Source organism: Congregibacter variabilis (genome assembly GCF_045689235.1).
Lineage (GTDB): Bacteria > Pseudomonadota > Gammaproteobacteria > Pseudomonadales > Halieaceae > Congregibacter > Congregibacter variabilis.
Genome location: NZ_CP136864.1, coordinates 3,512,739 through 3,533,027 on the forward strand (window position 1 = coordinate 3,512,739; position 20,289 = coordinate 3,533,027).

Annotated in this window: 13 protein-coding genes and 5 tRNA genes; 17 read left to right on the forward strand and 1 reads right to left on the reverse strand. The window is 53.6% G+C overall.

The genetic code is table 11. The annotated features are described in order from the left end of the window. The first annotated feature begins 48 nt into the window (after positions 1-48). The 4 genes from birA (at position 49) to R0135_RS15680 (ending at position 3,048) form a co-directional block, all read left to right on the forward strand. Positions 49-1,029, forward strand: coding sequence for a bifunctional biotin--[acetyl-CoA-carboxylase] ligase/biotin operon repressor BirA (gene birA / locus R0135_RS15665; protein WP_407347850.1), 981 nt, complete (start codon positions 49-51; stop codon positions 1,027-1,029). Next, complete coding sequence (locus tag R0135_RS15670) at positions 1,026-1,811, forward strand: type III pantothenate kinase (RefSeq protein WP_407347851.1); 786 nt, start codon at positions 1,026-1,028, stop codon at positions 1,809-1,811. The genes birA and R0135_RS15670 overlap by 4 nt, the downstream gene beginning before the upstream one ends. Before the next feature lie 238 nt (positions 1,812-2,049). Then, positions 2,050-2,724 carry a hypothetical protein gene (locus tag R0135_RS15675; RefSeq protein ID WP_407347852.1) on the forward strand — a complete coding sequence of 225 codons (675 nt, stop codon included), beginning with the start codon at positions 2,050-2,052 and terminating at the stop codon, positions 2,722-2,724. A 248-nt stretch (positions 2,725-2,972) separates the two neighbouring features. Then, a tRNA-Thr gene (locus tag R0135_RS15680) sits at positions 2,973-3,048 on the forward strand. A gap of 121 nt (positions 3,049-3,169) precedes the next feature. Here R0135_RS15680 and R0135_RS15685 read toward each other — a convergent pair. Beyond that, positions 3,170-5,554, reverse strand: a complete 2,385-nt coding sequence (locus R0135_RS15685; protein WP_407347853.1) for a sulfatase-like hydrolase/transferase — start codon at positions 5,552-5,554, stop codon at positions 3,170-3,172. 381 nt (positions 5,555-5,935) lie between these two features. Between R0135_RS15685 and R0135_RS15690 the strand changes: the two genes are divergently transcribed. The 13 genes from R0135_RS15690 to rpoC all read left to right on the forward strand — a co-directional run bounded on the left by R0135_RS15690 (position 5,936) and on the right by rpoC (position 20,279). Next, a tRNA-Tyr gene (locus R0135_RS15690) sits at positions 5,936-6,019 on the forward strand. 133 nt (positions 6,020-6,152) lie between these two features. After that, positions 6,153-6,226, forward strand: a tRNA-Gly gene (locus R0135_RS15695). A 136-nt stretch (positions 6,227-6,362) separates the two neighbouring features. Then, positions 6,363-6,438: transfer RNA gene (locus tag R0135_RS15700), tRNA-Thr, on the forward strand. 115 nt (positions 6,439-6,553) lie between these two features. Continuing rightward, the gene (gene tuf, locus R0135_RS15705) at positions 6,554-7,777 is read left to right on the forward strand and encodes an elongation factor Tu (RefSeq protein ID WP_407347854.1); all 1,224 of its coding nucleotides are present in this window, start codon (positions 6,554-6,556) and stop codon (positions 7,775-7,777) included. A gap of 316 nt (positions 7,778-8,093) precedes the next feature. After that, positions 8,094-8,169 (forward strand) — tRNA-Trp (locus R0135_RS15710). Positions 8,170-8,224: 55 nt separating this feature from the next. Then, positions 8,225-8,587: a preprotein translocase subunit SecE gene (gene secE / locus R0135_RS15715; protein WP_407347855.1), complete on the forward strand. Its 363-nt coding sequence runs from the start codon at positions 8,225-8,227 to the stop codon at positions 8,585-8,587. Between the two features lie 20 nt (positions 8,588-8,607). Continuing rightward, the gene (nusG, locus tag R0135_RS15720) at positions 8,608-9,141 is read left to right on the forward strand and encodes a transcription termination/antitermination protein NusG (RefSeq protein WP_407347856.1); all 534 of its coding nucleotides are present in this window, start codon (positions 8,608-8,610) and stop codon (positions 9,139-9,141) included. Between the two features lie 133 nt (positions 9,142-9,274). Continuing rightward, positions 9,275-9,709 (forward strand): 50S ribosomal protein L11, encoded by a 435-nt coding sequence (rplK, locus tag R0135_RS15725; protein ID WP_407347857.1) that lies wholly within the window; start codon positions 9,275-9,277, stop codon positions 9,707-9,709. After that, entirely contained in the window at positions 9,709-10,413 is a 705-nt protein-coding gene (rplA, locus tag R0135_RS15730) for a 50S ribosomal protein L1 (RefSeq protein WP_407347858.1), read from the forward strand. The genes rplK and rplA overlap by 1 nt, the downstream gene beginning before the upstream one ends. A 364-nt stretch (positions 10,414-10,777) precedes the next feature. Further along, positions 10,778-11,311: a 50S ribosomal protein L10 gene (gene rplJ, locus R0135_RS15735; RefSeq protein WP_407347859.1), complete on the forward strand. Its 534-nt coding sequence runs from the start codon at positions 10,778-10,780 to the stop codon at positions 11,309-11,311. A 63-nt stretch (positions 11,312-11,374) separates the two neighbouring features. After that, entirely contained in the window at positions 11,375-11,752 is a 378-nt protein-coding gene (gene rplL, locus R0135_RS15740) for a 50S ribosomal protein L7/L12 (RefSeq protein WP_407347860.1), read from the forward strand. 154 nt (positions 11,753-11,906) lie between these two features. Continuing rightward, positions 11,907-15,980, forward strand: coding sequence for a DNA-directed RNA polymerase subunit beta (rpoB, locus tag R0135_RS15745; protein WP_407347861.1), 4,074 nt, complete (start codon positions 11,907-11,909; stop codon positions 15,978-15,980). 75 nt (positions 15,981-16,055) lie between these two features. Next, positions 16,056-20,279 carry a DNA-directed RNA polymerase subunit beta' gene (gene rpoC / locus R0135_RS15750; RefSeq protein ID WP_407347862.1) on the forward strand — a complete coding sequence of 1,408 codons (4,224 nt, stop codon included), beginning with the start codon at positions 16,056-16,058 and terminating at the stop codon, positions 20,277-20,279. Positions 20,280-20,289 lie beyond the last annotated feature (10 nt).

The window sequence follows — 20,289 nt, forward strand, 5'->3', positions numbered from 1 at the left end:
CGACTTTGCTATGATCGCCAGTCATTTTTAGTCCCAGTTATCTCGCTCATGCCCGCAAACGATCTCTTGATACAGCTTGCCGATGGCGCATTTCATTCTGGTGAAGCGCTCGCCACGCAATACGGGGTAAGTCGCACGGCCATCTGGAAACAGGTGGCGTCTCTGGAGAAGCTGGGTCTTGAGGTAAAGCGAGTCAGAGGGCAGGGCTACCAAATAGAAGGTGGCCTTGATTTGCTTAGCGAACCGGCGATCCGCGCCGGATTGGATGGCGACGCTAGAACTCTTTTGGCCCAGATTGACATACACCAAAGCATAGATTCGACAAACGCAGAGTTGCGCAGGCAAGGTGCAGCACCCTCAGGTGCCTCCGTGTGCCTTGCAGAAAGTCAGAGCGCCGGCCGGGGCCGACGCGGTCGTTCTTGGGTAAGCCCCTTTGCCAGCAGTATTTATCTCTCCGTAGGCTGGCGTTTTCAAGGTGGTGCAGAGGTGCTTGAGGGGCTGTCTTTGGCGATAGGCGTATTGGTCTGTGATGCACTTGAAGACCTGGGCGTTCAGAAGCTCTCCCTGAAGTGGCCCAATGACGTTTATCTTGACGGAAGGAAGCTTGCTGGAATTCTTGTTGAGATGAGCGGGGATTTCTGTGGGCCCTGTGATGTGGTGATTGGTGTGGGTATCAATGTACAGCTGCCCGAAGTCATGGCTGACAAAATCGAACAGCCCTGGTCGGATTTGCGCTCGGTTGCTGATGGCTCGTTTACCCGAAGCCTCCTGGCGGCAAAGTTGCTCAATCGAATCCTTCCAGCGCTCGCTGTTTACGAGAAGGCGGGCTTTGTAAGGTGGCGAGATCGCTGGCAATCCCTCGACGCTTTTGCTGGTCGACCGGTGATTGTTGACAACAACGGACAGCGCATTGCCGGAAAAGCGCAGGGCGTGGACGAGCGAGGGGCCTTGCTGCTTGGCACGAGTAGTGGTGTGCAGCGCATTCATGGTGGTGAGGTTTCATTGCGCTTGCAGGAGGCGGCTTCATGAGCGGCGCAACCTTACTGCTGGATATTGGTAACAGTTCCGCCAAGTGGATGTACGTTGATGCGGCGGGTGTCCGCAATCAAGGGCGTGTAGATACCCACACCATGGTGGCTGAGCTGGGCGAAAGTCTTGCTGGGGCCACGGTTCTAGTGTCCAGCGTTGCCGCGCCTGATATTCAAGAGGCCTTACACGCCGAGTTGGCAGCCTTGAGCAAATCCGTTTGGTTTGCGCGCTCGCTTGCATCGCTTGATGGGCTGCTGAACTCCTATGAAGACCCAACGCGGATGGGTGTGGATCGCTGGTTGGCCATGTTGGCTGCCCGGCAGCGAGTCAGTGGTCGAGTTTGCGTCGTGGATGCCGGGTCGGCGCTCACCATAGATTTGCTGACGGCCGATGGACGCCATGAGGGTGGTTACATCATTCCCGGCACTGCTTTGATGGAGCGGTCTTTGTTTGCAGACACCGGGCGCGTACGCGACAGCGCACCCGAAAACACCTCTGTTGCACCCGGAAGATCCACGGCAGAGGCGGTAAGTCACGGCTTAATGCTGGCTCAGGCTGGCGCGGTGCGTATGGCTATGTCTTTAGCAGAGGCGCAGGGCGAGCGACCTCAGCTTCTGCTGTGTGGTGGTGGTTCAGCTCAACTGGCTGAAGTTTTGGACCTTGCCTACGACCCAGTGCCAAACTTGGTATTTGAGGGTCTATTGCGCCAGGCGGAGCTGGAAGTGCCCGGATTGGTGGATTATCCCCAAGTATCTTCCGTACTATTTGCCAAGAGTGATTGAATCCGGCGGAGTTCTGACTGAAATCTACGAAAATTCAGCGGCGCTCACGTAGCGCTGTGTCTATCTGTGTCGCTCGCGAACCGTGTGAAACCCGAAATCAGCATTAGCACTTCATTGATCTGGATCAGTGTCCACTTGGTGGGCAAGGCTAAGATCACTTTCAAGTGCTCATTATGATGCCTGAAGGTTTCGTCATGAAGAGTCTACAAAGACTATAAAGCCGCTGGGGTGTACCACTGTGATCAATCAAGGTGCGTTTAAACTCATTCTCTTACTAATGACACTTGCGAGTTTTAGTCAGCAAGTACTCGCCCAGCCACCTGATCAGGACTTTGAGTCTGCGCCTGCTGGTGTTCAGGCAAACCCGTATGCTCTTGGTCAGATTGTCTACTCAGCTACCTATGCCACGGCGGACACATTGTTTGTCCACGACGCGGATATCGGTGTCTTTTTGAGCCCTAACTTTTTGTCGCTTGCTGCAAACTTTGGGGCGGCATCAGAGGTACGTATCTCGTCTGTTGGCGGTGCTGAGTTTAAGTTTAGTGGCATGGATGTCTCATTCGGGAGTTGTGTCGGCTGCGGCGGAACGTACGAGCTAACCCCCTATCGTGATGGTGTGGCTGTTGCAGGTGGTGTTCAAACAATAACTTGGCCAGACATAACAGGACCTGCGGCGGCGTTTGACGTTTCTGCTCAAACTACTTGGGAAAACATCGATGAGATAAGGGTCAACAAGACAGTGGGCTCGTTTTACTTTGCGATAGATAACTTGAACTTCGAGCCGGCGGTTGATCCGTCTATGGCTGTTGCTGCACAAGGTGTTCCTGCATTACCCGTTCCGGCTTTGCTGATTTTACTGGTGCTGCTTGTTGGTGCCGCAGTAGGTTACGGACGCGACGCGATTCGCTCGTGACTCCCTATTGGGAAGGGAAACCGAGGCGCATTATTTTGCTGTTGTTGATTTAAGGTGGCTTCGGCTGGCCTATCAACGCGACTATTGTTGACCTAGGGTAATTGGAGGCCCCGTGATCATGGCCTCTGGTGCGAAGTGCACAATTTTTAACCGGTTTTCCTCTCATCCTAAAACTTTATGTGGGCTTGACTGTCATTTACGATTGAATCCGGCCCAAGCTTTGTCTAAACTCGCGCTCCTGAAATTTGGCTGGCGTAGCTCAGTAGGTAGAGCAGCTGATTTGTAATCAGCCGGTCGGGGGTTCGATTCCTCTCGCCAGCTCCATTTTCAGACGGTGATTAACCACCTTTTGAGGTCCTTGCGCGGCCTTGCTGCTAACACGAAGCCGTTTCGTCAGTGGGCGAACTCCTAGCTTCAAGTTCCGAATTTTAATTCCTCGTGATACTCAATTGCCCAGCTCGACCGAGAGTTTGCCGGATCGTGGCCCCAGGTGCTGTGACTGCAGCTCCCCTGTCGTGGAAAGTCTGGCAATGTAAGGCGCTCGAAACCCGATTTTGCTAAACGCGTCGCTGTGTCCATTGATCGAGATACTCAGCTCGTTATCACTGCAAATTCCGGAATCATGAACGACAACGAAAAGCGTCGTCAGATTTGGATTGCTATCAATGGCAAAGTCTCTCTTGGGTGTCGTTTGCTCGTCAGAGGTGAGCTTGCATGCGTCAAAGTTCTCAACGAGAGAAGCGCGCCCGCCAGCATCAACGCCTACAAGGTTTATGCCCCTTTGCAGCAGTAGCTTGTTTTTCTTTGTTTGTACGTATGATCGCGTTTTGGGACCGGTGCTGGATAGCACAGAAACTGCTTCTAATACTTCGGTGTCAGCGTAGCTTTCCTTGAACATAGATACATCGGGCACACCATGAATGTTCAGTGACCGCAGTCGTTGGCGTCGCTCTGTGCTTAGTTTGGCAGCGGTCTTGGATTTTAGAACCCTGCTTAACGCTGCGGCGTCGACCTTGGTGTTGCTATCGATCTTTTGTTCGATGGTAGATTCAGAGGAAAGCGCACCCACAAACAAACACAAGCCTTGATCCGGGAGCTCCAGGTTCATGGCGCGCACTTTGCTGCAGTGGTCAATCCATCCGATGGCATTGTCAGTTGTCCGCGCTAGCAGGTATTGGCTTAGGGTTTCTCTGGTATCGAACTCAAAGACGTTGGTGCGCACATTCATATCGTCATCGAACTCCATAACAATAGGCAGCGCAAAGCGGCGGTTTTGCATGACCACCATATTTTCTTCAGGCAGCACTTCGAAGCCATCCTGCCCAGACGGAAACTGCCAGAACGCGTTGATGTTTTCGCTCCAGCTGCCAATCAGCGTGTCTCCGTTTATCTCTGCGATCGCTTCACGAAACGTCGGCTTGCCCTTCAGTAGATCTCTACCAAGACCGATGGACGTGTTCTTCCAACCCATGGCGGAAAGTACCGTAGGCCCTATATCAAATGTTGATGCCTGGCGCGAAACAGCCTTGCCGCCGGACTGCTGTGAGGTAAAAATCATAAACAAGTTGCGCCGACGGCCCTTGCGTAGCTGATCGCTTGCGGCGTTTCTCAATGCCGTATGGTCCGAAGCCACCACTAGAACGGTGTTTTCAAAATCCTCGGATTGTCTGATTTCTTCTATGAGCGTTGAGACTATCTGGTCAGAACAGTGCACAGCGTTGAGCATTTTGTTCCTGCCGTCTCGGTAAGGCTTCCCACAAGCTGAAGATTGGTGTCCATTTGGATGGTGGGTGTCCATGGTCAAGGCAAACAACGCGTAAGGCGTTCCCTGTGTTTTGAGGGCGCGGTGCGTACTGCGTACTTGATCCAGCAGCGAGTCGTCATACAGGCCCCAGCTGGACACGTAGTCGGGGTCCGGGAGTAGCGGCCGAAGGTCTTTAAGGCCGCGAGGATTGGTGAAACCATGCGTTGAAAGAAACTTGCCTTTGCCTCCGAAGTTCAGGTCAGCGCCGCCCAGGTAGTTCATCTCCATGCCCGCTGCCGATAGCAGATCGCCAAGACAGATCGCCTTTGGCAAAAACTGGTCCATGCCGCGCATAGAGTTACTTGACCCCGCCGTCAGAAGCGGTAACCCGCATTGACTAGCTACCAACCCCCCGATAGTGAATCCTGTGCCGCGGTGGCTAAAAACATCAGTGAAGTGGATGCTCTGCTTTTCGAGTGCTGAAAGCTTCGGAGCTAGACCCGGAAACAGTTTGTTATCCAGGTAGGTTCGCTCGAAGCTCTCGAGGTAAATGAATATCAGGTTTTTCTTAGGTCCCGGGGGCAGCTTGCCCGGGTTTTTAAAGAACCGTTCAAATGGCAATCCGTTTGCGACTTCTTGCTTACGCTGTTCGGACTCGGATTGCGGCGTGACGCTCATATTAAACAAAGCGAGCGTTTGCGTAGTGGTGGGGTGAAAAAAAATGCAAACAGGCAGTGCGAGGGTGGCGACCCAGGCTAGCGGATGTGGTTTTTTTGTAGTTTGTGGCCGGGCTAAAAAATAAATTAGCACCGGAGCCGCTAGCGAAGCCACTATGAAAGCAGCGCTGATCGCGATCTCAGGGATATATTCCTGCCATCCAGCGCCATCAAACCCCGCGCTTAGGTGGAAAAACACCGATTGATCAACACCGCCCCCGGTAAAGCGCGTGGAAACGGTTTGTACGCCCGACAGAATCAGGAATACACAGGCGGTCAAACCAATCATGATGGCGACCGGCAGGGATTGGCGCCTGCTGCCTATGAGCGCCAGAGCTAAAAAAGCGATGTTCAGTAAATAAAAGCTCAAAACGCTTCGACTTCCATTGTGTTTTTCAGCCCCTGCGCGCCATGATCACCAATAGTTGCTGCAAGTCTCAATGTTTGCGTCCCGGATAAGGTTCAGCAGGCCTTCGCGGCCACGATTTTGAGGGTGGCTCCGGGCCGGTCCTTCGCGGCATTGACGATTTTTGATAGACGGTTCTTTGGCGCGCAGAATACCGCTTTTGTGCTGATTACAGAACATGGGCGAATGCACGGTGGGTCGGTATCGGCTGCACCCTGGACAGGATCCTGGCCCGATATAGTCGTGGATGCTCATTGGCTGTGCTGTTTGTCTACCGTAACCGTCGTTTCCCCCTAGAAATGAGTTGACATTCGTGAGGCTCATCTGGACAATGTGCCGCCTTTCGGAGGGGTTCCCGAGTGGCCAAAGGGATCAGACTGTAAATCTGACGCGCGAGCTTCGGTGGTTCGAATCCACCTCCCTCCACCATAAGTTTTTGAAAAGAAAGAAATATATACGTTGGTTTGCAGTTTGGCCGATGTACAAGAGCGCCGCGCGACCAAAAGAAGATTGGTCGTGCAGGGTGCTCTGCGGCTTGTGCTGGTGAGACAAGGTGATTACCGCGGGTATAGTTCAAAGGTAGAACCTCAGCCTTCCAAGCTGATGATGTGGGTTCGATTCCCACTACCCGCTCCAGCAATAGCGTCTGATGCGGCGCTCATCTTAGAGGGTGAGTGATGCTCGGTAGGCAGGGGCTGACGAGAGTCAGTAAGGCGTTGAGTGGTTGGGCGCCTATTGAGATGTACAGAGTAGGTGCAAAAGCAGTCTACAGGCTCATATAGCTCAGTCGGTAGAGCACTTCCTTGGTAAGGAAGAGGTCACCGGTTCAATTCCGGTTATGAGCTCCATTGCTTTAGCTGTTGTGCAAGTTGTGTGGTGGGCGCGGTGATCGCGCGACACCTTAAAAGAATCAAAGATGAGGCGTGGCGGGTTATCGTCACCGGTGCAAGGAGAGTAGTTGTAATGGCAAAAGCAGCATTTGAGCGCGATAAGCCCCACGTCAATGTGGGTACGATTGGACACGTTGACCATGGTAAGACGACGCTGACGGCGGCGCTTACGCGGGTATGCTCTGAGGTATGGGGCGGCGAGTTGGTAGCGTTTGACGGTATTGATAACGCACCGGAAGAGAAAGAGCGCGGCATTACGATTGCGACTTCGCACGTTGAATACGAGTCAGACGTGCGTCACTACGCTCACGTTGACTGCCCGGGACACGCGGATTATGTGAAGAACATGATCACCGGTGCTGCGCAGATGGACGGCGCGATTCTGGTATGTGGTGCGACTGATGGCCCTATGCCCCAGACACGAGAGCACATTCTGCTGTCACGTCAGGTTGGCGTACCGTACATCGTAGTATTCCTGAACAAGGCAGACCTGCTGGCGGAAGATTGCGGCGGTGCGGATTCAGAAGAATACGAAGAGATGAAAGAGCTGGTTGAGATGGAGCTTCGTGAGCTTCTGGACCAGTACGAGTTCCCGGGTGACGACACTCCGATCATCTGTGGTTCGGCGCTGATGGCGTTGAACGGCGAAGACGAGAACGGTCTGGGTACAACAGCGGTCAAGACTCTGGTTGAGACTCTGGATTCTTACATCCCAGAGCCTGAGCGTGCGATTGATCAGCCGTTCCTGATGCCGGTAGAGGACGTATTCTCTATCTCAGGTCGTGGCACGGTTGTTACCGGTCGTGTTGAGCGTGGCATTGTGAAGGTTGGCGACGAGATTGAGATTGTCGGCATCAAGGACACAGCGAAGACGACATGTACGGGCGTTGAGATGTTCCGCAAGCTGCTTGACGAAGGTCGTGCAGGTGAGAACGTTGGTGTACTTCTGCGTGGTACGAAGCGTGAAGAAGTTGAGCGTGGTCAGGTTCTGTCCAAGCCAGGCAGTGTTAACCCTCACACGAAGTTTGAGTCTGAGGTTTATGTATTGTCCAAGGATGAGGGTGGTCGTCACACGCCATTCTTCAAGGGCTACCGTCCGCAGTTTTACTTCCGTACGACTGACGTGACTGGTGCTTGTGAGCTTCCAGAAGGCGTTGAGATGGTAATGCCGGGTGACAACGTTCAGATGGTTGTGACTTTGATTGCACCGATTGCGATGGAAGAAGGTCTGCGTTTTGCTATCCGTGAGGGTGGCCGAACTGTAGGTGCTGGCGTCGTCGCTAAAATCATCGAGTAAGACGAGGGTAGTGACTTCGGCTTGCACCGCTGCACCTGTTTCTTCGCGTCGCGCTTTGCGCTCCTGATTGCTGCGAAACAGGCACACCGGCACAAGCCTTAGGCACGACTCGAGCGAGTCTCGGTGGTGTTGCGAAGCGAGCGTAAAAGCGCAAGCAGCGAGCGAAGTAATACCGGCGTGACTCGCGGATTTTACTAGTCGATTAGTGAGATCTGCTTCGGCTCAAGATGATGTAACGATCAAGCCGGACCGTTATTTGGCGGTTCGGCTTCGTCGTCTGAAGGCGGTAGGTACAGACGACAGGGTAGTAGGTTTCAGGCCAGTAGCTCAATTGGCAGAGCAGCGGTCTCCAAAACCGCAGGTTGGGGGTTCGATTCCCTCCTGGCCTGCCATATTGGCAGGACATAGTTCGAAGCTTCGGTTTTCGGGCTTTATTAAGGTAAGCAAATGAGTGCAGAGGCACCCGTAAGCCGTTTCGACGGTATGAAATGGCTGGTAGTTGCAGCGTTGGTCGCTGTGGCCGTCGTAGGCAATAGCTATTTTGCAAACGAATCGCTGTTGTACCGCGTGCTCGGCATCGTTGCGCTTTCGGCGGCGGCAGGCTTTGTTGCGCTGCAAACCGCAAAAGGCGCTTCTTTCTGGTCCCTGGTAAAGGGTTCGCGCACAGAGATCCGAAAGGTTGTCTGGCCGACGCGGCAGGAAACAGTTCAGACCACCATGATTGTGGTGGCGTTTGTGTTGGTAGTGGCGTTGATTCTCTGGGGACTTGATTCGTTCCTGGGTTGGCTTGTTTCGCTGGTCATTGGCTAGCGGCGGATCGGAGAAAGAGAATGGCAATGCGTTGGTATGTTGTGCACGCCTACTCGGGCTACGAGAAGAAGGTTGCGGCTGCGTTGAAAGAACGCATCGAGTTGCACGGTATGACAGATCGCTTCGGCGATGTGCTTGTTCCCACAGAAGAAGTGGTTGAAATGCGCGGCGGCCAAAAGCGTCGCAGCGAGCGCAAGTTCTTTCCGGGCTATGTTTTGGTCCAGATGGAGCTTGGTGACGATACCTGGCACCTTGTTAAAGAAACACCGCGGGTGCTTGGATTCATTGGCGGTAAGGCCGACGCCCCGGCGCCGATCACTGATGCAGAGGCTCAGGCGATTCTTAGTCGTATTGAGGAAGGCACTGAAGCGCCGCGTCCCAAGACCATGTTCGAGCCTGGCGAGATGGTTCGTGTTGTGGACGGACCGTTTAATGACTTCAACGGTGTCGTAGAAGAAGTGAATTACGAAAAGAGCCGCCTGAACGTGGCGGTCCTGATCTTTGGGCGTTCAACGCCCGTAGAACTGGAATTCGGTCAGGTCGAGAAGGCCTGATCAAGGGTTGCGACTTCTTAATTAGTCGCGGCAGATAAAGGCGGACGCTTGGGCGTCCAGGTTGGGGAGGTTGTAGCGCGAGGTCCTTTGCGGATTGAGCGGCTCAACCGATTGAACCCAGGAGAGAGTTATCATGGCAAAGAAAGTCGAAGCGTATATCAAGCTTCAGGTGCCTGCAGGTCAAGCTAACCCGAGTCCCCCAGTGGGTCCGGCGTTGGGCCAGCACGGCGTGAATATCATGGAGTTTTGTAAAGCCTTTAATGCGGAAACGCAGGGTATTGAGCCAGGCTTGCCGATTCCTGTAGTGATCACGGTTTACAGTGATCGCTCTTTTACGTTCATCAAAAAGACACCGCCGGCATCAGTATTGCTGCGCAAGGTGGCAGGTATTGCCAAGGGTTCCGGCGAGCCTAATACCAAGAAGGTGGCTAAGGTTAATCGCGCTCAGCTCGAAGAAGTGGCGACACAGAAATGGCCAGACCTGACGGCTTCAGACATGGATGCAGCAGTGCGCACCATCGCTGGCAGCGCTCGGTCTGCCGGTATCGATGTAGAGGGGGTGATCTAATGGCCAAGCTTAGCAAGCGACTTAAGTCTTTTCGCGAGAAGATCGATTCCACGCGTACCTACAGCCTTGATGAGGCCGTGAGCCTTCTCAAAGAAGTATCTACCGTAAAGTTTAACGAGACCGTTGAAGTTGCCGTTAAGCTCGGTATCGACGCACGTAAATCGGACCAGGCTGTTCGAGGCGCTACGACGCTTCCGCACGGTACCGGTAGTGATGTTCGCGTAGCTGTTTTTGCTCAGGGCGATGCTGCTGAAAAAGCAAAAGCTGCGGGCGCAGACATGGTCGGTATGGAAGACCTCGGCGATCAAATTAAGGGCGGCATGATGGATTTCGACGTGGTCGTCGCTTCTCCAGACGCGATGCGCGTTGTCGGTCAGTTGGGTCAGATTCTTGGTCCCCGTGGCTTGATGCCCAACCCGAAAACCGGAACCGTGACTCCCGACGTAGAAACTGCAGTGAAGAACGCGAAGGCCGGTCAGATGCGCTATCGCACAGACAAGAACGGCATTGTGCACGGCGGCATTGGCAAGATCAGCTTCGAAGCTGATGCCATTCGCGGCAACCTCGAGGCAGTTCTTGCGGACCTGCGTAAAGGTAAGCCTGCGTCGTCCAAGGGTGTGTACATGAGAAAAGTGACGCTCTCGACCACTATGGGTCCTGGCATCACTGTCGATCAAACGTCTTTAGAAGCGAAGCTTGCTTAAGCGTTTGATGCATAGAGCAAGGTCGTGATGCTCCATAAGAGTGTTGCGACCGGGGTCACTCACGGAGGAGTGACCAACGATGACAAACGCCGTAATCCGGAGTTGTCGTCCTTTGATAAGGTCTCAGCAAAAGGCTGACGGTACGCGTAAGTGTGCTGGTTTTGCCAGGCGCCGATGACCATCAAAGACCGTAGGTGCGCCGTAAAGTCTTTGACCCTGTGGGGCGGCTTTAGGGCACTTAATCCGACCAAGAGGTTGAGCCTGCGCAGATGGTGAGAAGATTCACCACATGAGTGGTGTCGCGTTGCAATGTGTTTAACGCAAAGCGCGTGGTGCCTGAGTAAGCAATCCAGGAGTAAAACCAGTGGCAATTGGACTCGAAGACAAGAAGGCGATCGTAGCTGAAGTTAACGAGACTGCCACCAGTGCTTTGTCCCTCGTTATTGCTGATGCACGCGGTGTATCGGTAAGCGGGATGACAGCGCTGCGCAAGGATGCTCGTGAGAGCAACGTGACTCTCCGCGTAGTGCGGAACACGTTGGCTAAACGAGCTCTGGAAGGAACGGAGTACGAGTGCATCAACGATGCGCTTGTCGGTCCTTCATTGTTCGGATTTTCTATGGAAGATCCGGGCGCTGCGGCGAGACTCTTTAAAGACTTCGCAAAAGATAATGCGGCCTTTGAAGTGAAAGTATTGGCGGTGAGCGGCCAAATGCTGGGTGCGGAACAGTTGGATGTGCTGGCGACTTTGCCAACGCGCGATCAGGCACTCTCGATGTTGATGAGTGTTATGAAAGCGCCGGTGACAAAGCTGGCTCAAACAATGAACGAAGTACCTGGAAAGTTGGTTCGCACGCTGGCAGCAGTACGCGATCAGAAAGAGCAGGAAGCCGCCTAAACAGCGCTTTTTGCATTCAGCCAGAATCCGCTAGAAATAGCAGAAGATTAGGAGATAGACCTCATGGGTATGTCAAAAGACGACATTCTGACGGCAATCGCCGAGATGAGCGTAATGGAAGTTGTCGAGCTCATCGACGCAATGGAAGAGAAGTTCGGTGTAACCGCAGCAGCAGCAGTAGCAGCAGCGCCTGCAGCAGCTGGTGATGCCGGTGCAGCAGCTGAAGAGCAGACTGAGTTTGATGTAATGCTCACCTCTGCTGGTGACAAGAAAGTTAACGTCATCAAGGTTGTTCGCGCAGTAACAGGTCTTGGCCTGAAAGAAGCCAAGGGCCTCGTTGACGGTGCACCTTCCGCAATTAAGGAAGGCGCCTCTAAAGACGAAGCAGAAGACATCAAGAAGCAGCTTGAAGAAGCTGGCGGCTCCGCGGAGCTGAAGTAACTTTGATGTCTGCCCGGGTGCGCCTGGGCAAAGAGAGGCTGGTGGGTATTTGCCCACCGGCCTTTTCCCGCTCTAGCTGTCGGTAGATCGACGGTAGCGGAGAACGAATTTTATATGGCCGCCTTTGGTTGGCTTTTAACGCTGGGGAGTATAGATGCCTTACTCGTACACTGAGAAAAAACGCATCCGCAAGGATTTCGGCACAATGCCGACAGTCATGGATGTGCCCTACCTGCTGGCGATTCAGCTTGATTCGTATCGCAAGTTCACGCAGCAGGGCGTATCCCTGGAAGAGCGTCTGGACTATGGCCTGCACGCGGCCTTTAAGTCCGTATTCCCGATTGTCAGCTACAGCGGCAATGCGGCACTTGAGTACGTGGACTACCGTTTAGGTACGCCCGTATTTGATGTCAGCGAATGTCAGCTGCGAGGCGTCACCTATTCCTGCTCGCTGCGGGTGAAGGTGCGTCTGATCATTTACGATAAGGAAAGCTCGAACAAGACCATCAAGGATATTAAAGAGCAGGAAGTCTACATGGGCGAGATTCCGCTCATGACAGACAACGGTACCTTTGTTATTAATGGTACAGAGCGGGTTATTGTTTCCCAGCTCCACCGCTCTCCGGGTGTGTTCTTTGATCACGACAAGGGCAAGACCCATTCATCGGGCAAGCTCCTGTATTCGGCGCGCATCATTCCTTACCGTGGCTCTTGGCTGGACTTCGAGTTCGATCCCAAGGACATGGTGTTTGCTCGTATTGATCGTCGCCGCAAGTTGCCGGCCACGATTCTCCTGCGGGCACTCGGATACGAATCCGAAGAAATCCTTTCCATGTTTTACGACTTCAATGTCTTCACTGTTGACGCCGATGGCGGGTACAACATGGAGCTTATTCCTGAGCGCTTGCGAGGGGATGTTGCCGCCTTTGACATCATGGTGGGCAAGAAAGTTATCGTTGAGCAGGGCCGTCGTATCACTGCTCGGCATATTCGTGAACTCGAGAAGGCCGACGCAAAAGAGCTTCCCGTGCCGCCCGAGTACTTGCACGGTCGCGCCCTGGCCAAGAACATTGTTGACGAAAAGTCGGGCGAAGTTCTCTTTGAGTGCAACACCGAAGTAAACGAAGAAGTCCTCGCTCAGCTTGCTGAAGCGAAGATCACGTCGATCGAGACGCTGTACACCAACGAGCTCGACTGCGGACCGTTTATCTCGCATACCCTGCGTCAGGACTCCACGCGCAACGAACTGGAAGCGCTGGTTGAGATCTACCGCATGATGCGTCCTGGTGAGCCGCCGACTAAAGAGTCTGCGGAGAATCTGTTCCAGAACCTGTTCTTCTCTTCTGATCGCTACGATCTTTCGGGTGTCGGACGGATGAAATTCAACCGCCGTCTGGGTCGTGAAGAGATAGTTGGCGAGGGCACACTCTCTCGCGAAGACATTGTTGACGTGCTCCAGACTCTGGTGGGTATACGTAACGGTAAAGGTATGGTCGATGATATCGATCACCTGGGTAACCGTCGTATTCGTAGCGTTGGTGAAATGGCTGAGAACCAGTTCCGAGTCGGTCTGGTCCGTGTAGAGCGCGCTGTTAAAGAGCGCCTGTCCATGGCAGAAAGCGAAGGCTTGATGCCTCAGGATCTGATCAATGCAAAACCAGTGTCTGCAGCGGTTAAGGAGTTCTTTGGTTCCAGTCAGCTTTCGCAGTTTATGGATCAGAACAATCCACTGTCAGAAGTTACGCACAAGCGTCGCGTTTCGGCGTTGGGGCCTGGCGGTCTAACGCGTGAGCGAGCGGGCTTTGAGGTTCGTGACGTACACCCGACGCACTACGGCCGGGTATGTCCTATTGAAACACCGGAAGGACCGAACATTGGTCTGATCAACTCGCTGGCGGTTTATGCTCGCACTAACGAGTATGGCTTCCTTGAAAGTCCGTACCGCAAAGTGGTTGACGGTGTCGTAACTGACGACATCGAGTACCTGTCGGCGATTAACGAGGCAGAGCATGTAATTGCTCAGGCATCTGCGGAGCTCGACAAAAAGAATCGCTTTGTCGACGACCTGATTGCCGTGCGTCACCTGAACGAATTTACGGTGATGGACCCCGAGCGTATTGACTACATGGACGTGTCTCCTCAGCAGATCGTATCGGTGGCGGCGGCATTGATTCCGTTCCTCGAGCACGATGACGCGAACCGTGCGTTGATGGGTTCAAACATGCAGCGTCAGGCTGTTCCTACACTGCGTAGTGAAAAGCCTCTTGTCGGTACCGGCATGGAGCGTTTTGTTGCGGCAGATTCAGGTGTATGTGTTGTGGCCAAGCGGCCCGGCCTCATTGACTCAGTTGACGCGAGCCGCATCGTGGTGCGCGTAGATGATTCAGAGGTAGGTGCTGGTGAGGCGCCTGTGGACATTTACAACTTGACCAAGTACACGCGTTCTAACCAGAACACCTGTATCAACCAGCGTCCTATCGTGAGTCGTGGAGATTCTGTGGCGCGGGGCGATATCCTCGCAGACGGACCGTCCATTGACTTGGGTGAGCTGGCTCTGGGACAGAACATGCGCATCGCGTTCATGCCCTGGAATGGTTACAACTTTGAGGACTCGATTCTTGTATCGGAGCGCGTCGTAAAGGAAGACCGATTTACGACCATCCACATTCAGGAACTGACCTGTATTGCTCGGGACACCAAGCTGGGATCAGAAGAGATCTCTGGCGATATTCCTAACGTTGGCGAAGGCGCACTGTCCAACCTGGACGAGTCTGGGATTGTTTACATCGGTGCAGAAGTGGATGCCGGCGATATTCTGGTTGGTAAGGTTACGCCCAAGGGTGAGACCCAGCTAACGCCAGAAGAGAAACTTCTGCGTGCGATCTTTGGTGAGAAGGCATCGGATGTGAAAGACACCTCCTTGCGTGTTCCTTCTAGCACCAAGGGCACAGTCATCGACGTGCAGGTGTTTACTCGTGACGGACTTGAGAAAGATGCTCGTGCGAAGCACATCGAAAAGACTCAGCTTGATGAGTATCGCAAGGATCTTAAGGAAGAATTTCGCATCTATGAAGAAGCGACATACTCCTGGCTTGGTAATCTCATTAAGGGTGCCAAGACCGTCAGCGGAGGCGGACTCTCCAAGGGTACCCAGCTGACTGACGCGGTACTTGCTGATCTTGATCGCGAGCAATGGTTCAAGCTCAAGCTCGACAACGCTGAACTTAACGATGCGCTTGCATCGGCTCAGAATCAGCTCGAAGAGCAGAACAAGCATCTCGAAGAGCGGTTTGAAGACAAGAAAAACAAGCTCCAAAGTGGCGATGATCTTGCGCCGGGCGTGCTTAAGATCGTGAAGGTTTACCTTGCGGTTAAGCGTCGTATTCAGCCAGGCGACAAAATGGCTGGACGTCACGGTAACAAAGGTGTGATCTCTGTGATTATGCCGGTCGAGGATATGCCTTACGACGAAAATGGTGAGCCAGTTGATATCGTACTGAACCCGCTGGGCGTGCCTTCGCGCATGAACGTGGGTCAGATTCTCGAGACTCACCTTGGCATGGCGGCTCGTGGTCTTGGTGACAAGATTAACGAAATGCTGGAAGAGCAGCGTAAGACAGCTGATATCCGCAAGTTCCTCGAAAGCATCTATAACAACGGTGCTGGTCGTGGTGCAGATATCAAAGGCCTTAACGACCGCGAAGTGCTCGACCTGGCAAAGAACCTGACTGCCGGCGTACCTATGGCAACACCGGCGTTTGACGGTGCTGCTGAGGAGTCCATCAAAGCCCTGCTGGAACTTGCCGGTATGGACGAGAGTGGCCAGGTGCGTTTGTACGATGGTCGCTCCGGGGATGCCTTCGATCGTGAAGTCACCGTGGGCTATATGTACATGCTCAAGCTTAACCACCTGGTGGATGACAAGATGCACGCGCGTTCTACTGGATCTTACAGTCTTGTTACTCAGCAACCGTTGGGTGGTAAGGCGCAGTTCGGTGGTCAGCGCTTCGGAGAGATGGAGGTCTGGGCTCTGGAAGCTTACGGCGCGGCCTACACTCTTCAGGAAATGCTGACAGTCAAGTCGGATGACGTGGCTGGACGTACGAAGATGTACAAAAACATTGTCGATGGTGACCATCGCATGGAGCCGGGTATGCCCGAGTCCTTCAATGTGCTCGTGAAGGAAATTCGCTCCCTCGGTATCGATATCGAGTTGGAAAGCGAATAACACACATTAAGGAATCGGTAGTCGGTCGCCCTGTGGGCGGCCGGCACGGCAAGAACACCTCGTGGAGGAAATGCCTTGAAAGACTTACTTAACCTACTGAAGTCCCAGGGACAGTCAGATGAGTTCGATGCGATCCGCATCGGCCTGGCGTCGCCGGATATGGTCCGCTCCTGGTCCTTCGGGGAAGTGAAAAAGCCCGAAACCATCAACTACCGTACCTTCAAGCCGGAACGGGATGGTTTGTTCTGCGCCAAGATTTTTGGCCCGGTTAAAGATTACGAGTGCCTGTGCGGAAAGTACAAGCGTCTCAAGCACCGCGGTGTGATCTGTGAGAAGTGTGGCGTAGAAGTCGCTCTTGCCAAAGTTCGTCGTGAGCGCATGGGTCACATTGAGCTGGCAAGCCCTGTTGCGCATATCTGGTTTTTGAAGTCCTTGCCGTCGCGTATCGGCCTGCTTCTGGATATGACGCTACGTGACATCGAGCGTGTACTGTATTTTGAATCCTATGTAGTGACTGATCCCGGCATGACCACGCTGGAGCACGGTCAACTGCTGACCGATGAGCAGTACTACGAAGCCATGGAAGAGTTTGGCGACGAGTTCACCGCCAAGATGGGCGCTGAAGCTGTTCAGGATCTCATGAAGCAACTAGATCTCGAGAGCGAGATTGCGACGCTGCGTGAAGAGATTCCCCAGACGAACTCTGAGACCAAGATCAAGAAGCTGTCCAAGCGACTCAAGTTGATGGAAGCTTTTGCAAGCTCCGGCAACAAGCCTGAGTGGATGGTGCTTAACGCACTGCCAGTGCTGCCGCCGGATCTTCGTCCGCTGGTTCCTCTGGATGGCGGTCGTTTTGCAACATCAGATCTTAACGACCTTTATCGCCGGGTGATCAACCGTAACAACCGTCTCAAGCGTCTTTTGGATCTGAACGCGCCGGACATCATCGTGCGTAACGAAAAGCGCATGCTGCAGGAATCTGTGGATGCGCTGCTGGACAACGGTCGTCGTGGTCGGGCCATCACAGGCTCCAACAAGCGTCCTCTGAAGTCTCTTGCGGACATGATCAAGGGTAAGCAGGGTCGTTTCCGTCAGAACCTTCTCGGTAAGCGTGTTGACTACTCAGGCCGTTCAGTGATCGTGGTTGGTCCTGCTCTGCGTCTGCATCAGTGTGGTCTTCCCAAGAAGATGGCTCTGGAGCTGTTCAAGCCGTTTATTTTTGGCAAGCTTGAAGCACGCGGTCTGGCGACAACAATCAAAGCCGCCAAGAAGATGGTCGAGCGCGAGCCACCAGAAGTGTGGGATATCCTCGCTGAAGTGATTCGCGAGCACCCCGTGCTGCTTAACCGTGCGCCAACTCTCCACCGTCTTGGTATCCAGGCTTTTGAGCCGGTTCTCATTGAAGGTAAGGCGATTCAGCTGCACCCATTGGTTTGTGCTGCCTACAACGCTGACTTCGACGGCGACCAGATGGCTGTGCACGTTCCATTGACTATCGAAGCACAGCTTGAAGCTCGTGCATTGATGATGTCTACCAACAACATCCTGTCACCTGCGAGCGGTGAGCCGATCATCGTTCCTTCTCAGGACGTTGTTTTGGGTCTGTACTACATGACTCGCGAACGCGTTAATGCCAAGGGCGAAGGTCGTGTATTTGCTGACTTTAACGAGGTGCATCGCGCCTATCTGACGGGGCAAGCGCACCTTCAGGCACGAGTTAAAGTTCGCATCCACGAGATAACCATTACCGACGAAGGCGAGAGCCTGGAGCGTACAGCGGTTGTAGATACTACCGTTGGTCGTGCGCTGCTTTGGGACATCGTGCCCAAGGGTATCTCCTATGAGATGGTTAACAAGCCGATGGCGAAGCGCGCTATTTCGCAGATCATTAACCAGTGCTACCGCGCAGTGGGCTTGAAAGCGACGGTTATCTTCGCCGATCAGCTGATGTACACCGGCTACGAGTACTCAACTCGCTCGGGCGCGTCGATTGGTGTGAACGACTTTGAGATTCCTAAAGAGAAAGCTGAACTCATCGAGAGCGCTGATGAGGAAGTGAAGGAAATCGAGGAGCAGTACGCTGCTGGTCTCGTGACTCAAGGCGAGAAGTACAACAAGGTTATCGATATTTGGTCTCGCGCGAATGACTTGGTGTCCAAGTCCATGATGAAGGGCATCTCTACCGAGATCGTCAAAAATCGTGACGGCGAAGACGAAGAGCAAGCCTCCTTCAACTCCGTGTTTATCTATGCGGATTCTGGAGCTCGAGGCTCCCCGGCACAGATTCGTCAGCTCGCGGGTATGCGTGGTCTGATGGCCAAGCCGGATGGCTCGATCATTGAAACACCTATTACAGCTAACTTCCGTGAAGGTCTGAACGTACTTCAGTACTTTATCTCTACTCACGGTGCTCGTAAGGGTCTGGCAGATACGGCACTGAAGACAGCGAACTCGGGTTACCTGACTCGTCGTCTTGTCGATGTTGCGCAGGATCTGGTTGTGACCGAGGTGGATTGTGGTACGGATCACGGTCTTCTGATGACGCCCGTCATCGATGGTGGTGACATCATCGAGACACTGGGTGATCGCGTATTGGGTCGTATCGTGGCCAAAGACGTGTTCCGTCCTGGTTCTGATGACGAGATCGCCATTACTGCGGGCACCATGCTCGATGAGCTTTGGATTCGCCGTCTGGAAGAAATGGGTATCGATGAGCTTGAAGTTCGCTCACCGATTACCTGCGACACGCGCCATGGTATCTGTTCAACCTGTTACGGCCGTGATCTGGCTCGAGGCCATCGCGTCAACATGGGTGAGGCAGTCGGTGTTGTAGCGGCTCAGTCTATTGGTGAGCCGGGTACACAGCTCACCATGCGTACCTTCCACATTGGTGGAGCGGCATCGCGGGCTACTGCTCAGGACAACATTCAGATTATTAACGATGGTGTGGTGCGTTTGCACAACGTTAAGACTGTTGGACGTAAGGACGGCACTTTGATCGCCGTTTCTCGTTCTGGTGAGCTTTCGATTCTTGATAAAGTTGGACGTGAGCGCGAGCGCTACAAGCTTCCTTACGGCGCGATCATCAAGGTTGCAGACGATAGCCCAGTTACCGCTGGTGATATTGTCGCTACCTGGGATCCGCACACTCACCCAATCATCACTGAGGTGGCCGGTACCGTTAAGTTCAGCGGTATGGACGAAGGCATTACCATTCGCCGCCAGACTGACGACCTCACAGGTTTGTCGAGCATCGAAGTCATGGAAGCGGGCGAACGTCCTGCGGCAGGCAAAGATGTGCGTCCGGCGATCACACTGGTCGATGACAAGGGCGAAGAGCTGTGTCTTGCAGATACCAACGTACCTGCGCACTACTTCCTGCCTGCGCTCGCACTGGTCGGCCATGAAGACGGCCGTAAGGTAGATGCTGGTGACGTTATTGCACGTATTCCGCAAGAAGGCTCAAAGACTCGCGATATCACGGGTGGTCTGCCGCGTGTTGCTGACCTGTTCGAAGCTCGTAAGCCAAAAGAGCCTGCAATCCTTGCAGAGATCTCAGGCACGGTAAGCTTTGGTAAAGAGACCAAGGGTAAGCGTCGTCTGGTGATTACACCGACCGATGGCAAGCCTTTGGCTGATGGGTCGGATCACTACGAAGCGCTGATTCACAAGTGGCGTAACCTCTCAGTGTTTGAGGGTGAGTCGGTTGAGAAGGGCGAGATGATCTCCGAAGGGCCGTTCAGTCCTCACGATATCCTGCGCTTAAAGGGTATCTCCGAGTTGGCGAAGTACATCGTCAACGAAATTCAGGAGGTTTACCGACTGCAGGGCGTGAAGATCAACGACAAGCACATCGAAGTTATTGTTCGTCAGATGCTGCGTAAAGTTGTTATTTCTTCTTCCGGTGATTCATCGCTTATCAAAGGCGAACAGGTGGAATACACGCGATTCCTCGAAGAGAACGAGCGTCTGCAGGCGGAAGGTCTTGTTTGTGCAACCGGCGAGCGTGAGCTTCTGGGTATCACCAAGGCGTCTCTTGCCACCGAGAGCTTCATCTCGGCTGCTTCCTTCCAGGAGACCACTCGTGTTCTCACCGAGGCTGCAGTGACCGGTAAGCGCGACTATCTTCGTGGTTTGAAGGAAAACGTGGTTGTAGGTCGCCTGATTCCTGCGGGAACTGGTTTGACGTATCACGAGAACCGCAAGAAGCGCGCAGAGGAAGAGAGCGAAATGACTGTTTCGGCGCAAGACATCGAAGCAGCTTTGACAGAAGCACTGCAGGAAGAAAGCTCAGAGTAACTTTCTGGCG

Bases quoted from the DNA above. Each gene is read 5' to 3' on its own strand.
- birA (WP_407347850.1), top strand. From the start codon at position 49: ATGCCCGCAAACGATCTCTTGATACAGCTTGCCGATGGCGCATTTCAT.
- R0135_RS15670 (WP_407347851.1), top strand. From the start codon at position 1,026: ATGAGCGGCGCAACCTTACTGCTGGATATTGGTAACAGTTCCGCCAAG.
- tuf (WP_407347854.1), top strand. From the start codon at position 6,554: ATGGCAAAAGCAGCATTTGAGCGCGATAAGCCCCACGTCAATGTGGGT.
- secE (WP_407347855.1), top strand. From the start codon at position 8,225: ATGAGTGCAGAGGCACCCGTAAGCCGTTTCGACGGTATGAAATGGCTG.
- nusG (WP_407347856.1), top strand. From the start codon at position 8,608: ATGGCAATGCGTTGGTATGTTGTGCACGCCTACTCGGGCTACGAGAAG.
- rplK (WP_407347857.1), top strand. From the start codon at position 9,275: ATGGCAAAGAAAGTCGAAGCGTATATCAAGCTTCAGGTGCCTGCAGGT.
- rplA (WP_407347858.1), top strand. From the start codon at position 9,709: ATGGCCAAGCTTAGCAAGCGACTTAAGTCTTTTCGCGAGAAGATCGAT.
- rplL (WP_407347860.1), top strand. From the start codon at position 11,375: ATGGGTATGTCAAAAGACGACATTCTGACGGCAATCGCCGAGATGAGC.
- rpoB (WP_407347861.1), top strand. From the start codon at position 11,907: ATGCCTTACTCGTACACTGAGAAAAAACGCATCCGCAAGGATTTCGGC.